A 13,204-nucleotide genomic window follows, 5' to 3' on the forward strand; every position below is an offset into this window, starting at 1 on the left:
TGGAGCAGCCAGGAACCGTTTCAATCACCGCGAAAATCAATTCACACGGCAGCGCGATCAACTTTCGATTCATATCTTTGGATGCCGTGTTTCACAGGCGATCATTGCGTGGAGATTACTTGCGCGGCGGCGGAAGATCATAAAAGACTTGGGGCGACAGCGCAGTCGACGGGAGAAAGCGATGGCGAGTTTTGCGGAGATCAGGGAACGCGCCGAGAAGCGCAAGGGCGGCGCTGCCGGGCTGAAGGCATTGATGCCGAAGGCGCCGGACCATGATGTCCTGCGTGCCCTGCCTGATGACCGCATCCTGTCGGAGATGACGCGCTACATCTTCTATGCGGGCTTCGTCCGCAACGTCATCGATGCCAAGTGGGCGGGCTTCGAGGCTGCTTTTTCCGGTTTCGATCCGGCCTTTCTCAATCTCGCGCCGGATGATTATTGGTATGACCTGACCTCCGATACGCGGGTCATCCGCAATGGCGCCAAGATCATGTCGGTGCGGGACAATGCGCAGTTTGTTCGCAAGCTGTCCGACGAGCATGGCAGCGCCGGCCGGTTCTTTGCCGATTGGCCACTGAAAGATCAGATCGGCCTGCTTGACGTCCTCGCCAAGCAGGCCAACCGGCTCGGCGGCATGACCGGCCAATATCTCCTGCGGGCGATCGGCCGCGATAGTTTCGTCATGAGCCATGACGTTCTCACCTGCCTGCGGCTTTCCGGCGTGCCGATCTCCGAAAACAAGCCGACGAAGAAGGATCTGCGGCTGATCCAGGATCAGTTCAATGCCTGGCGCGCGGAGACTGACCTGCCGCTTACCTATCTCTCGCGCATCTGCGCCTTCTCCGTCGGAATGCCTGACGAAGAGGGCGGGCCTGATTGATCTGATCCGCCTGATACTATTGGATCGCGTCGCCAGACAGGGAGGAATAAAATGACCATCGACAGCAGGCCCTTGGCCATCAGCGCGCCGGAGCCGCGCTCGCTCGAGCTTATCTTCACCAAGGACGCACTGTCGCTCCTTCAGTCGAAATATCGCCTCATCGAGGCGGATCCGGACAATATTGCCGGACTGGGCGACGAGGTGCTCGGCGAGGCGCGTTACATCATCGGCCAGCCGCCGCTTTCGAGGGAAACGCTCGATCGAATGCCGCAGCTGCGTTGCATCCTGAATGTCGAGAGCAACCTTATCAACAACATGCCCTATGAGGTGCTCTTCGAGCGCGGGATCCATGTTGTCACCACCGGGCAGGTCTTCGCCGAGCCGGTCGCCGAGATCGGCCTCGGATTCGCCTTGAGCCTGGCGCGCGGCATCGTCGATGCCGATCTGGATTTTCGCGAGGGTAGGGAGCTTTGGGGCGGCGACGGCAATGCCAGCGCCCGGCTGCTTTCGGGCAGCGATATCGGCATTGTCGGCTTCGGCGATCTCGGTAAGGCGCTGAACAGGGTGCTCTCCGGCTTCCGTGCCAATATCAGAGTGTTCGATCCCTGGATGCCGCCTTCGATCCTGAGAGAGCATGGCGTCCAGCCCGCCGGGCTGGACGAGGTGTTGTCAGGCAGCGATTTCGTTTTCGTGGTCGCGTCGGTCACCAGCGAGAACAAGGGATTTCTCGGGGCTGAAGCTTTTGCGAAGATGCGAAAGGGTTCCGCCTTCATTCTGCTCAGCCGGGCCGATGTCGTCGATTTCGAGGCGCTGATGGCGGCGGTTGCCTCCGGCCACATCGTGGCGGCAAGCGATGTCTATCCGGAGGAGCCGCTTGGCTTCGATCATCCGGTGCGCAAGCTCAAGGGTTTCCTCCGCTCGGCCCACCGCGCCGGCGCACTCGACAGCGCCTTCAAGAAAATGGGCGACATGGTGCTAGAGGACATGGATCTGATGGATCGTGGACTGCCGCCGATGCGCTGCAAGCGCGCCGAGCGGGAAACGGTATCGCGTATGCGCTCGAAGCCGGTGACGCGGAACTGATCACTCGTTTTCATTCCTGGCGCAGAGAGACGCTGCGCCAGGAATGGATTTGTATCGGCAGGACTAGCGGCGATCGAGCCGTTTGGCCAAGCGATCGCCCAGCCATTGCATGCCCCAGACCAGAACGATCAGGATAATGACGACGGCGATCATGACGTTCGTTTCGTAGCGCTGGTAGCCATAGCGGATGGCGAGATCGCCGAGGCCGCCGCCGCCGATCGTGCCGGCCATGGCAGATGCGCCGATCAGCGTCACCATGGTTACGGTGAAGCCGGCGACGATGCCGGGCATGGCTTCCGGTATCAGCACCTCGCGGACAATGGTCCAGCGATTGCCGCCCATGGCACGCACGGCATCGATCAGGCCGCGGTCGACATCGCGCAGAGAGACCTCGGCAACGCGTGCGTAATAGGGGATTGCGGCGATGGTCAGCGGCACGATCGCGGCCGTCGTGCCGAGCGCCGTGCCGACGATCAAACGCGTCAGCGGGATAAGGGCGATGAGCAGGATGATGAAAGGCACGGCGCGGAAGCCGTCGACCAGGACGCCCAGAACGCGGTTGATTGCGCCCTGCTCGGCGATACCGCCGCGGCTGGTGACGACGAGGGCGAGGCCGAGCGGCAGGCCGATGATCAGGGAAAGAAAGCCGGATGCGCCCGTCATCCACACGGTTTGCCAGAAGGAGCGCAAAAGCAGGCCGAGGATTACATCAGTTGTCATAGCCTAGAACCTCTACCCGGGCGGAACGGGCTTTCAGAAAATCGCTGACCTGGGCCGGCAAAGTGGCATCGCGCGTCGGCACCGCGACGAAGAAGCGGGCGACGGGCTGGTTCTGGATATGGTCGATGCCGCCGTGGACCAGCCGGAATGAGTGGGGAAGGACGGCCGAAAGCTCGGCAAAGAGCGCACCTTGCGCGGCAGGGCCGGCAAGATCGACGCTGAGAATGGCCTCGGCGCCCGATGCCGGAGAGAGGCGGGCAGCGATATGCTCCGGAAGCTGCGGGCGGGCGCCGCTGAGCAGGCTTGCTGCGATCTCCGTTTGCGGATTGGCGAAGACCGTCCACACCGAACCTTCTTCGACGATGCGACCGGCGTCGATGACCGCAACGCGGTCGGCGATCGAGCGGATCACCTCCATCTCGTGGGTGATAAGCAGGATCGTCAGGCCGAGCTTGCGATTGATATCCTTCAGGAGTGCCAGGATGGATCGGGTGGTTTCCGGGTCGAGCGCCGATGTTGCTTCGTCCGACAGGAGGATGGCGGGCCGAGCGGCAAGGGCGCGGGCAATGCCGACGCGCTGCTTCTGACCACCGGACAGGGCAGATGGGTAGGCCTTCGCCTTGTCGGCGAGGCCGACGAGATCAAGCAGTTCGCGGGCGCGCTGCAATCGTTCAGCCTTGGCGACGCCTTCGATCTTGAGCGGCAAAGCGATATTCTCCTCGACCGTCCTGGAGGAGAGCAGGTTGAAATGCTGGAAGACCATGCCGATGCGGCGGCGCAGCGGCTGCAGTTCCTTTTCCGACAGGCGGGCGATATCGCGGCCCTCGATGTGGATCTCGCCGCTGTCGGCGCGTTCCAGCCCGTTTAGGCAGCGGATCAGCGTCGATTTGCCGGCGCCGCTGCGGCCGATGATGCCGACGATTTCGCCGCGCCGGGCGGTCAGCGATATGCCGTCCAGCGCCGGCGTCGTGCCGAAACGGCGGCGAACATCGACCAGGCGGACGATGTCATCGCCGGGGGATCGTTCGGGCGGCGCCTGTCCGTCGATTGATGTGGCTGCAATAAACGAATTCATGTCTGCTTCTCTTTTTTGTAAAGGCGCCTTCCAGGTTGCCGAGGCTATTATACCCCCCTCTGTCACTTTCGTGACATCTCCCCCACAAGGGGGGAGATCGTTGGGAATATGCCGCGCACTCTGCGAAATAAATCAGCCAGGTGTCAGCAGATGCGATGTTCGTTTCTGGCGATGGCCTGCCACGGGTTTCCGATCTCCCCCCTTGTGGGGGAGATGTCACGAAAGTGACAGAGGGGGGTATGTACCCTCCGCGAATTCCATAACCAACTATAAATTTCATCGCACCTACAGGAAAACACCAAAGGCGGCCCGGGCAAGATGCCCCGGCCGCCTTGCCGCTCAGCGCTGTCCCCCGCGCCGTTCTGATATCAATAGGCGCTCTTATCAATAGGCGCTCTGGCCGGTGCCCTTGTAGACCTTGTCGAATTCGGCCTTGACGGTGTCGTTCTGGTAGGAGGCGACCAGGGTCTTTACCCAGGCTTCGTTCTCGCTGCCCTTCTTCACGGCGATGAAGTTGCGGTAGGGGTTGTCCTTGGTCGGCTCCTGCGCGATGCGGTCTTTCGGCGTCAGGCCGCTCTTCAGCGCCCAGTCGGTGTTGACGACGGCTGCGTCGAGGTCGTCGATCGAGCGGCCGACGATGCCGGCGTCCAGCTCCTTGATTTCGACGTTCTTCGGATTTTCCGCGATGTCGGCCACGGTTGCCAGGATGCCGGTGCCATCCTTGAGCTTGATCACTCCCTCGTGCTGGAGAACGAGAAGTGCGCGGCCTTCGTTGGACGGGTCGTTCGGCACCCCGATGACGGCGCCCTTCGGAAGCTCGGCCACGGTCTTGTACTTCTTCGTGTAAAGGCCGATCGGCCAGATGCCGGTGAAGCCGACATTGACGATATGATAGCCGTGCTGCTTGACCTGATTGTCCAGGTAAGGCTGGTGCTGGAAGGCATTGGCGTCGACTTCGCCGCGCTCCAGCGCTTCGTTCGGCTGGGTATAGTCGTTGAAGACGATAGGCTCGACCTTCAGACCCTTCTTGGCGGCTTCGGCAACAACGGCGCGCCAGACATCTTCGTCCTCACCGCTCATGATGCCGACCTTGATCGTCTTGTCCGCGGCGAAAGACTGCGGGGCGGTTGCCGTCAGGCCGAACACGGCGACGGCCGAAGCCAAGATGGCGGCAAGGCCGGCACGGCGGGAAAGGCGCAGCGCGTCGAAACCTTTAGGAAGCTTTTCAGTCATGGGAAATCCTGTTCCAGATGATCGAGATCGTTTTTCTCGTTGACGGACTCATCATCTCAGACGCGTATTGGCGCCGCGAAGCAGGATCATGCGTTGTGCGATGCAGTTCTGAAAAACTCTTTTCAGTGCGATGCGAAAGAGCAAACTAATTTTCTATAAATGCAGTAGATTATTAATGCGGCAAAATGGGCATATGCCTAAAAATTGAGCGCGTCATCGATGAATCGGATCCTTCCAAAGGACTTCTTCCGGCTTTTCGATAGGTTCTATGTCGAGATTGACGACGACCGGCTCCTGCCCAGAGCGGACCAGAACGCATTCCAGCGTTTCATCGCGGCTGGCATTGATCTCCTGGTGCGGCACGTAGGGCGGCACGAAGATGAAATCGCCAGGGCCGGCTTCGGCAACGAATTCCAGGTTGTCGCCCCATCGCATCCGTGCCCTGCCTTTGACGACGTAGATGATGCTCTCCAGATCACCGTGATGGTGGGCGCCGGTCTTGGCATTGGCGTGGATCGTCACTGTTCCCGCCCAGATCTTTTCCGCACCGGCGCGTGCATGGTTGATCGCGGTTGCACGGTTCATGCCCGGCGTCTGCGCCGTATTCGGGTCGAGGGCATTGCCGGGGATGATTTTGACACCATATTCACGCCAGTCGACGGGTTGATGGCCGTGATCATGCCCGTCTTGATGCCCATGCTCATGATCGCCGCACATGGTCGTCCTTTCGGCTTTGGAGGGAGATTTGCATGCCGTCCACAGGAACACTGTTGTTCCACTCTACGCGAAGCCATTCAAAAATAAAGGGAATTGCAGAAAGTTATCAATGAGGCTTTTCAAGTCGCGATTAATCTATAGACTTGATCAAGTTACATGACCGGTGGGAACATTTCGTGTGGTTCCCGCGTTGCGCCGGTCACAAGATGGTTTGCCGCGCCGAAGTCCCTCATTTTCAGGTGCGCCAAACTGCAGAAGCAGCGCTTGGGTCTTCAAGGAGACCATCGACTTTCATACATGCGCCGGACTTCCAATTGAAAGGAGACAGACATGTCGAATGCCTTGCCGCCCCTTCATGAGGGTCATGCCCCCATCACCCTGCAGCAACTCTTCCGCGAGGCGCTCTACGCCTTCGAGGAGTGGGACAGCGAAGTCACCGAACCGATCGTGACGTTCGAGGGACGCATTCATCCCATCAGCGTCGTTTTCGAAACCATGCGTGAATGCACCGACATCGTGCCGAACAATATCGTCTCGGCCGTGACCGAGCGGCTGACCAAGCCCTGGGAGGGCGAAGGTCCGCTTGACACGATGACCTTTTCGACGGCCGCCCGCGTCATGGGCGTTCTGGTCCGCAAAAGGCTGCTCGCGGTGAATAACGGCCTCAGTGTCGCTGCCATTGCAGTAGATGGTCAGGCATCGGAAACCTCGGATCGCTGAAAATAGCGAAGATGGTTTATGGAAGGCCCGCCGGCATGCGCCGACGGGCCTTCTGCATTTCATCGGCCTGTTACATCGAACTCCGGATCGACGGGGATCTGCATCGCCGTAACCAGGTGGTTGGTCTGTCCGGCCAGTCCGATGACCGCCAGCAACTCCCCATGCTGGGCATCGGTCATGCCCTTTGCCTTGGCGGCTGCCGTGTGGGAATGGACGCAATAGGTGCAGCCGTTGGCGGTGGAGACGGCGATATAGATCATCTCGCGCACCAGCGGGTCGAGCGCCCCTTCCGCCATCATGACCGCTTTCAGGCCTTCCCAGGTCCGCTTCAGCAGCGCGGGATCATTGGCCAGGCCGCGCCAGAAATTATTGACGAAATCGGATTTTCTCACCGCGCGAATATCGTCGAACACCGCCTTGACCGCCGGGATTGCGTTTGCTTCCGCGTCATCGAGCAATTTCACCGTCGCCATTCTCTATCTCCTTCAGCAATCCTGACTGCGCCGGAACATAGCGCATTTTTACGCCGTGTCGGCGGGAGCGCGGTCGAATTTCCCTCCTCTTTTCGTTTGCAATGTTCATCCATATGTGAAAATACTATTCACATAAGAAAATTTGGCTGACGCGAAAACCGGTGGCGAGGATATTCCTCGAGGCGGAGGGGCGCTTTGCGCCGGGGCGATGCCGGGGGAGTGGGAATAGCGATGGCGCTGAAGAAGGACTTGCCACTGGCCGGGCTTGTCGTCGTCGACATGAGCCAGTTCCTGTCGGGTCCCTATTGTACCCTTCGGCTGATGGATCTCGGCACGAGAGTCATCAAGATCGAGCGGCCAGGCGGGGGCAGCGAGGGCTTCCGCGTTCTCGACATGCTGCAGACGGGCGCGCGCGATGATGGCGTCAGCCTGCATACCACCCGCTCGCCCATCCGCATCGACGGGCAGCGGCCGAAATTCGAGCGTGCGGCCCCGCACGTTGGCGAGCATAATAGCACTCTGGGAGGAGTTCGATCTTTGTTAAAGGGGTCGAGAGGTCGCCGATGGATATAGAAGGAGTTTTCCAATGACGCGCATCACCAATCTTCGCGTGTTCGATTTGCGCTTCCCGACATCGCAGAGCCTCGACGGTTCGGATGCGATGAATCCGGATCCGGACTATTCGGCAGCCTATGTCATCCTCGACACCGACAAGCCGGGCCTTGCCGGCCACGGTCTGACCTTCACCATTGGCCGCGGCAATGACATCTGCTGCATGGCGATCGAGGCGATGCGGCATCTGGTCGTCGGCACCGAACTTGCGGCGGTTCTGGAAAACCCCGGCAAATACTGGCGGCATCTGACCAGCGACAGCCAGCTGCGCTGGATCGGCCCGGAGAAGGGCGCGATGCATCTGGCAACCGGCGCTGTCGTCAATGCCGTCTGGGATCTGCTCGCCAAGGAAGCCGGCAAGCCGGTCTGGCGGCTGGTTTCGGAGATGGATGCCGAGCAGATTGCCGATATCGTCGACTATCGTTACCTGACCGATGTGCTGACCCGCGACGACGCCGTTGCCATCCTGAAGAAGGCGGAGGCCGGCAAGGCCGACCGCATCGCCACGCTCGAGCGCGAGGGCTATGCCTGCTACACGACATCAGCCGGCTGGCTCGGCTATGATGATGCCAAGCTGCGCCGCCTCTGCCAGGAGGCCATCGACGCCGGCTTCAACCATGTGAAGATGAAGGTCGGCCGCGATCTCGAAGACGATATCCGCCGCCTCACCATCGCCCGCGAAGTGATCGGTCCGGACCGCTACCTCATGATCGACGCCAATCAGGTCTGGGAAGTCAATCAGGCGATCGACTGGGTGCGCAAGCTTGCCTTCGCCAAGCCCTTCTTCATCGAAGAACCCACAAGCCCGGACGACGTTGCCGGACATCGCAAGATCCGCGAAGCCATCGGTCCTGTAAAAGTTGCGACCGGCGAGATGTGCCAGAACCGCATCATGTTCAAGCAGTTCATCGCCGAGGGCGCGATCGACATCGTGCAGATCGATTCCTGCCGAATGGGCGGTCTCAACGAGGTTCTGGCGGTACTGCTGATCGCCGCCAAGTATGGATTGCCGGTCTGGCCGCATGCCGGCGGCGTCGGCCTCTGCGAATATGTGCAGCACCTGTCGATGATCGATTACATCGCCGTGTCAGGCACCAAGGACGGCCGCGTCATCGAATATGTCGATCACCTGCACGAGCATTTCATCGACCCCTGCATCATCCGCGATGCAGCCTACATGCCGCCGAGCCTACCGGGTTTCTCGATCGAGATGAAGCCGGAATCGATCGCGGAATATACGTTCAAGGGGTGAGTACAGCCCTATCGGAGCAAAAGCCCGCCATTTGGCGGGCTTTTGTCGTCGTTCATACCGAGAAGACGCGTCAGGCAGACTTGTTCAACCACGCCTTAATGACCGGCACATCGGCATCGTCAAACTCGTGGCCAGCGGGCACGGTTGCAAGCTCGATCTTGGCGCCGCCCTCGCGCAGGCGTTTGGCCAAGGGCTGAGCGTATGGGCCATACAGATCTTTCTCGCCTGCGATAACGAGCACGTCGGCATCCGACATATCAGCCGCAGGCGGATTTTCGAGCGCGGCCATGGAGCGCAGCAGTACGGCGCGGCGGATGAGATGCGGCTGCAGCGACAGCATGGCGTTCAGCAGGTTGGCGCCGTTCGAATAGCCGATATAGACGATGCGGTCCGGATCGAGCCCATAGGCATGGATCGCGCCATCGATGAAGGCGGCAAAGGCTTCGGCCTCGCTGGCGATATCGGCCTGATCGAGGGACATCGGACCGGTCCGGCGAAACCAGCGCGGGCTACCTTCCTCGAGCGCACGTCCACGCACGCTGAGCAATGTCGCATCAGCGTCGATCTTATGGCCGAGCGGCAGCATCGTCGTTTCGTTGGCGCCGGACCCGTGCAGCAGAATGAAGATATTGCCGTTCGGCTGCTCGGGCGTGAAGAGGCGGTGGATGAAGGGCAGATCGCGATAAATGACGCGCGGTTCTCCGGGCATGGAGAACTGCGGCAGGATCACGTTCAGCTCGGCCAAAAGCTTCCGGCTGTCGCCGGGAGCGAAGAGGCGCGTGCCGAGCGTTGCCTCGTCCTCATCGATCAGCATGCCCGGCGCATCCGTGGCGAGTTCGAACAGGATGCGGCCGGGTTCGCGGACGTAGAGCGAGCGGAAATACTTGCGGTCATGCATCGTCGTCGGCCCAGAATCGATTGCCTGCAACGCGGTGTGGACCGACTGCAATTCGACGTCGTCGCTGGCGCGAAAGGCGACATGATCGACCGTCCCCGTGCCTGGCGCGCTAGCCCAGAAGCCGCGCGCATCCCGGATGTCGAGGATATCGCCCGGCGCCGATACGAGCCGGCTGATCGCTCCGCTGGTCGCCTGCGGCCGGTAGCCGAAGTGATCGACAAGGATGGCCTGCGTCTCCTCGGGCGTTTCGCTGAAAAGCGTTGCGCCGCGAATACGCCTGATTGCGTGCTCTTGCGGAATGGTATCGCTCGTCCACGGCGCCGTCGCCTGCAGGGTGGTGGTTCCCACAAGCTTGACTATGACGCCGTCCGGGTCCTTCAATCGCAGAACCGGCTCACCGAATTCCTCGGAGGGGCCTTCCGGCTTCAGACCGGCGCTCAGGGCGCGTGTCAGCCAGAAGCCGATGCTTGCCGGATCGATGGCGAGCGAGATCTCGCCGACCTGGCCGACGCCGGCACGGCCGGGAGAGCCATCTTCCCAGACGAGAAAGGTGACCAGCGAGCCGGGCGAACCTTTGGCGTCGCCATAGATGAGATGAAGCTGCGTGGCGTCCTCGAAGCCGCCGGTGCGCTTGACGAGGCGCAGGCCGAGGAAGCCGACGTAGAAATCGACATTGGCCTGTACCTTGCGGGTGATAAGCGTGATGTGATGGATGCCGGCGACCATGGGATGCTCCAGACTGTCATTTCTTTCTGGTCGCTATTTAGGCCGGGGCCACTGTTCAATTCAATGCGCGGTCCGTGGAGGCAGTGTTCACAAAAGACGCAACGTTTTGTCGCGTCACCTCATTCGTCAAGACCGGTTTCAGCCTTTCCCGATTTTTTGGGAGCCTTTCGTTTGGACTTTGTCTTTGGCTCCGGCGGTGATTGCAGGGCTTCCTTCTCAAGCCGAAGCTCGCGCAGACGGGCCGTTTTTTTCTCGCGGATCGCATGCTCGCTGGCGAGAATTTCTTTGACCGCGGAATCGAGCTGGTTCGCTTTGTCTGTCGGCGCCTGTCTCTTGGAGCCGAATAGGCTGTCTTTATTCGGTGGCGTCATATCAGCCTCCTTGGGGGTTGTATCATGTTGATGTTGGTCGCAAATAGCCCAAGTTGATCGACTGCGCCTACAACACGGATGATATCATGCTGTAGCAGAAGATGTCCGGCATTAGCGATACAATTCCGCAATCCTTCGCGAAACAGGCGGGCGGAGCCCAAAGGAGAGAGCCTTTCAATATCTACTCATAAGCGGCATTATCAATCGACATCATCTAAGGCGTCTTTTGATCGACAGTCCAAGTTTTTGATATTTTAGACGTTTCTGCTTGTGAAGAATATTCGTATCGGATACAAGTGTATCATCGATATTTGTGAATGACGCTTTGCCTCGGCGCACTCTGCGCGACAATGACGAACTTCCCTCTCAAAATCGGTCCAATATCATCCGGGTATTTCCTGGGTTGACGTCTTTATGTGAGTGATTGAAAGGTCATCGTTATGAGCACAGGTACTGTAAAGTGGTTCAATGCTGCCAAGGGTTTTGGTTTCATTCAGCCCGATGATGGCGCGACGGATGTTTTCGTGCATATTTCAGCCGTTGAGCGCGCTGGAATGAGCACGCTTCGCGACGGCCAGAAGATTTCCTACGAGCTTGTCAAGGACAAGCGTTCGGGCAAGATGTCGGCTGATCAGCTTGAAGCCATGTAAGCCATTTGTTTCCGGTCTTTGACCACGGATAAACTGGCATAGATCGTTGAGACAATTGAGGAAGAGGTCGGGTTCAGCTCGGCCTTTTTCGTTTTTCGCTGGTCTCTGTTACAGCGTCCTTGCCGCGTCTCAAAAGACGCACGGCGCTGTCGTCAACTCAATGCTCGCCGAGGCTGTCTTCCGGCGATTTGCGGCGATGGCCGCTGATTTCGGAGCCGGCGGTGCGCGAGAAGCTGGCGTTCCAGATCACCGCAAGCAGCGCAATGGCCGTCACGACGATGAAGGCGGCGGAGAAATCGCTCATTTCGGCCTTTGCGTGTCCGCGCAGTTGCGTCGAGCCGTGCAGGGCAAGGGCGGCGACACAGATGCCGAGCGAGAGCATCAGCTGCTGGAAGGTCGAATAGAAGCTGGTTGCGATGCTCATGCGATCGCGCTCGATCTCGTCATAGGCGATCGTGTTGTAGGCCGTGAACTGGAACGACATGAAGAAGCCGCAGAAGAACAGGATCACGAAGATGACGGGCAGCGGCCAATCCGGCTGGAAGATGGCGCACATGCCATAGCCGAGCGTACCGATCAGGCCGAAGATGATGAGGGCCGTGCGGAAGCCCAGCGTCCGCAGAATGCGGACCTGCAGCGGCTTCATGGCCATGGAGCCGAGCGCGGTCGCAATGGCGATCTGGCCGGCCGCGGCAGCCGAAAGGCCGAAGCCGAGCTGCAGCATCAAAGGGATCAGGAAGGGATGGGCACCCTGGCTGATGCGTGTCAGCGAACCGGCGATGACCGAGGTGCGGAAGGTCGGCACCTTCATCAGCGAAAAGTCCATGATCGGCGAGGGGTGCTTGCGGGCGTGGCGCAGGTAGGCGATGCCGAACAGCAGGCCGATGGAGATCAGAAATACGGCCAGATAGCCTTCGCCCTCGCGGCTCGACATTTCGAAGCCGAAGAGCAGCGAGCCGAGCGAGATGCCCGACAGGATGAAGCCCGAGAGGTCGAAACGGCCGGTGCGCGGGCCTTTCACCTCCTCGATGAACATGGTTACCAGGATGAAGCCGACGATGCCGATCGGCACGTTGATGTAGAAGATCCAGCGCCAGTCGAGATAGGTGACGAACATGCCGCCGACGGGCGGGCCGAGGATGGGGCCGACGAGCGCCGGGATCAGCAGCCAGGACATGGCATTGACCATATCCTTGCGGGCGACGCTGCGCATCAGCACGAGACGTCCCACAGGCAGCATCATCGCGCCGCCGAGGCCCTGCAGCAGCCGCGCGATCACGAGGAAGAACAGGTTGGGTGCCTGCGCGCACAAAAGCGAGCCGACAACGAAAACCGCGATCGCGGATCGGAAGACGGTGCGCGATCCGAAGCGATCGGCGATGGCGCCGCTGGCGGGAATGAAGATCGCCAGGCTGAGCAGATAGGATGTCAGCGAGATACTCATGGCCGGCGCGCTGACGCCGAAGTCTCTCGCCATGGTCGGAAGGGCAGTCGCGAGCACGGTCGCGTCAAGCTGTTCCATGAACATCGCGCTTGCCACGATAAGCGCTACTACGCGAAAATTCGGTGCGGCCCGCCGAGTGTGGGCGGCCTGGAATATCTGATCCGACATTGTCGGGGATCGCTCTCGATGGTGCGGTGGGGTCCGAAGACAGAACCGCAAGTCTGGTCACGGCGCGAAGGCCTATTTGAACGGCGGTTTGTATACTCCCGCTCCAGCGCGATTACCATATCAGAAATCGCAAATCTTCTTGATCGAAATGGAAAAAATGACGCATGCGGGCGAGGATGCAA

General features: G+C 60.0%; 13 protein-coding genes and 1 pseudogene. 6 read left to right on the plus strand and 8 right to left on the minus strand.

Translation table 11 applies throughout. The features are described from left to right. Window positions 1–181: 181 nt before the first annotated feature. Window positions 182–880, plus strand: a complete 699-nt coding sequence (locus ACPYOP_RS01120; protein WP_481408541.1) for a DNA-3-methyladenine glycosylase I — start codon at window positions 182–184, stop codon at window positions 878–880. 51 nt (window positions 881–931) lie between these two features. Continuing rightward, window positions 932–1,963: a hydroxyacid dehydrogenase gene (locus ACPYOP_RS01125; protein ID WP_481408542.1), complete on the plus strand. Its 1,032-nt coding sequence runs from the start codon at window positions 932–934 to the stop codon at window positions 1,961–1,963. Window positions 1,964–2,026: 63 nt separating this feature from the next. Here ACPYOP_RS01125 and ACPYOP_RS01130 read toward each other — a convergent pair whose 3' ends face one another. From ACPYOP_RS01130 to ACPYOP_RS01145, 4 genes are all read right to left on the minus strand, one after another. Further along, window positions 2,027–2,683: a methionine ABC transporter permease gene (locus ACPYOP_RS01130; protein ID WP_481408543.1), complete on the minus strand. Its 657-nt coding sequence runs from the start codon at window positions 2,681–2,683 to the stop codon at window positions 2,027–2,029. After that, the gene (locus ACPYOP_RS01135) at window positions 2,673–3,758 is read right to left on the minus strand and encodes a methionine ABC transporter ATP-binding protein (protein ID WP_481408544.1); all 1,086 of its coding nucleotides are present in this window, start codon (window positions 3,756–3,758) and stop codon (window positions 2,673–2,675) included. The genes ACPYOP_RS01130 and ACPYOP_RS01135 overlap by 11 nt, the downstream gene beginning before the upstream one ends. A 384-nt stretch (window positions 3,759–4,142) precedes the next feature. Continuing rightward, window positions 4,143–4,991, minus strand: a complete 849-nt coding sequence (locus ACPYOP_RS01140) for a MetQ/NlpA family ABC transporter substrate-binding protein (RefSeq protein WP_481408545.1) — start codon at window positions 4,989–4,991, stop codon at window positions 4,143–4,145. Window positions 4,992–5,204: 213 nt separating this feature from the next. Continuing rightward, entirely contained in the window at window positions 5,205–5,708 is a 504-nt protein-coding gene (locus ACPYOP_RS01145; protein WP_481408546.1) for a cupin domain-containing protein, read from the minus strand. Window positions 5,709–6,038: 330 nt separating this feature from the next. Between ACPYOP_RS01145 and ACPYOP_RS01150 the strand changes: the two genes are divergently transcribed. Continuing rightward, window positions 6,039–6,428, plus strand: coding sequence for a BRA0787 family protein (locus ACPYOP_RS01150; protein ID WP_481408547.1), 390 nt, complete (start codon window positions 6,039–6,041; stop codon window positions 6,426–6,428). Between the two features lie 59 nt (window positions 6,429–6,487). Here ACPYOP_RS01150 and ACPYOP_RS01155 read toward each other — a convergent pair whose 3' ends face one another. Continuing rightward, window positions 6,488–6,901, minus strand: coding sequence for a carboxymuconolactone decarboxylase family protein (locus ACPYOP_RS01155; protein WP_481408548.1), 414 nt, complete (start codon window positions 6,899–6,901; stop codon window positions 6,488–6,490). Between the two features lie 231 nt (window positions 6,902–7,132). Here ACPYOP_RS01155 and ACPYOP_RS01160 point away from each other — a divergent pair. Both ACPYOP_RS01160 and ACPYOP_RS01165 read left to right on the plus strand, forming a co-directional pair. Then, window positions 7,133–7,270: pseudogene (locus ACPYOP_RS01160) on the plus strand (CoA transferase); the annotation flags it as partial. Between the two features lie 217 nt (window positions 7,271–7,487). Then, on the plus strand, window positions 7,488–8,765 hold the full coding sequence (locus ACPYOP_RS01165; protein WP_481408549.1) for an L-fuconate dehydratase: 1,278 nt from the start codon (window positions 7,488–7,490) through the stop codon (window positions 8,763–8,765). A 70-nt stretch (window positions 8,766–8,835) separates the two neighbouring features. On the opposite strand, the gene ACPYOP_RS01170 is transcribed toward ACPYOP_RS01165, so the two are convergent. Both ACPYOP_RS01170 and ACPYOP_RS01175 read right to left on the minus strand, forming a co-directional pair. Then, window positions 8,836–10,389, minus strand: coding sequence for a VOC family protein (locus ACPYOP_RS01170; protein WP_481408550.1), 1,554 nt, complete (start codon window positions 10,387–10,389; stop codon window positions 8,836–8,838). A 119-nt stretch (window positions 10,390–10,508) separates the two neighbouring features. After that, window positions 10,509–10,760: a hypothetical protein gene (locus ACPYOP_RS01175; protein ID WP_481408551.1), complete on the minus strand. Its 252-nt coding sequence runs from the start codon at window positions 10,758–10,760 to the stop codon at window positions 10,509–10,511. Between the two features lie 440 nt (window positions 10,761–11,200). Between ACPYOP_RS01175 and ACPYOP_RS01180 the strand changes: the two genes are divergently transcribed. Beyond that, complete coding sequence (locus ACPYOP_RS01180) at window positions 11,201–11,410, plus strand: cold-shock protein (RefSeq protein ID WP_034503699.1); 210 nt, start codon at window positions 11,201–11,203, stop codon at window positions 11,408–11,410. A gap of 157 nt (window positions 11,411–11,567) precedes the next feature. Here ACPYOP_RS01180 and ACPYOP_RS01185 read toward each other — a convergent pair whose 3' ends face one another. Then, the gene (locus tag ACPYOP_RS01185; RefSeq protein ID WP_481408552.1) at window positions 11,568–13,022 is read right to left on the minus strand and encodes an MFS transporter; all 1,455 of its coding nucleotides are present in this window, start codon (window positions 13,020–13,022) and stop codon (window positions 11,568–11,570) included. Window positions 13,023–13,204: the final 182 nt, after the last annotated feature.

The sequence above is a fragment of the Rhizobium sp. KNZ2-6A genome (assembly GCF_056755475.1).

Coding starts and splice junctions, on each gene's coding strand:
- ACPYOP_RS01120 (WP_481408541.1), top strand. CDS start 182: ATGGCGAGTTTTGCGGAGATCAGGGAACGCGCCGAGAAGCGCAAGGGC.
- ACPYOP_RS01125 (WP_481408542.1), top strand. CDS start 932: ATGACCATCGACAGCAGGCCCTTGGCCATCAGCGCGCCGGAGCCGCGC.
- ACPYOP_RS01130 (WP_481408543.1), bottom strand. CDS start 2,683: ATGACAACTGATGTAATCCTCGGCCTGCTTTTGCGCTCCTTCTGGCAA.
- ACPYOP_RS01135 (WP_481408544.1), bottom strand. CDS start 3,758: ATGAATTCGTTTATTGCAGCCACATCAATCGACGGACAGGCGCCGCCC.
- ACPYOP_RS01140 (WP_481408545.1), bottom strand. CDS start 4,991: ATGACTGAAAAGCTTCCTAAAGGTTTCGACGCGCTGCGCCTTTCCCGC.
- ACPYOP_RS01145 (WP_481408546.1), bottom strand. CDS start 5,708: ATGTGCGGCGATCATGAGCATGGGCATCAAGACGGGCATGATCACGGC.
- ACPYOP_RS01150 (WP_481408547.1), top strand. CDS start 6,039: ATGTCGAATGCCTTGCCGCCCCTTCATGAGGGTCATGCCCCCATCACC.
- ACPYOP_RS01155 (WP_481408548.1), bottom strand. CDS start 6,901: ATGGCGACGGTGAAATTGCTCGATGACGCGGAAGCAAACGCAATCCCG.
- ACPYOP_RS01165 (WP_481408549.1), top strand. CDS start 7,488: ATGACGCGCATCACCAATCTTCGCGTGTTCGATTTGCGCTTCCCGACA.
- ACPYOP_RS01170 (WP_481408550.1), bottom strand. CDS start 10,389: ATGGTCGCCGGCATCCATCACATCACGCTTATCACCCGCAAGGTACAG.
- ACPYOP_RS01175 (WP_481408551.1), bottom strand. CDS start 10,760: ATGACGCCACCGAATAAAGACAGCCTATTCGGCTCCAAGAGACAGGCG.
- ACPYOP_RS01180 (WP_034503699.1), top strand. CDS start 11,201: ATGAGCACAGGTACTGTAAAGTGGTTCAATGCTGCCAAGGGTTTTGGT.
- ACPYOP_RS01185 (WP_481408552.1), bottom strand. CDS start 13,022: ATGTCGGATCAGATATTCCAGGCCGCCCACACTCGGCGGGCCGCACCG.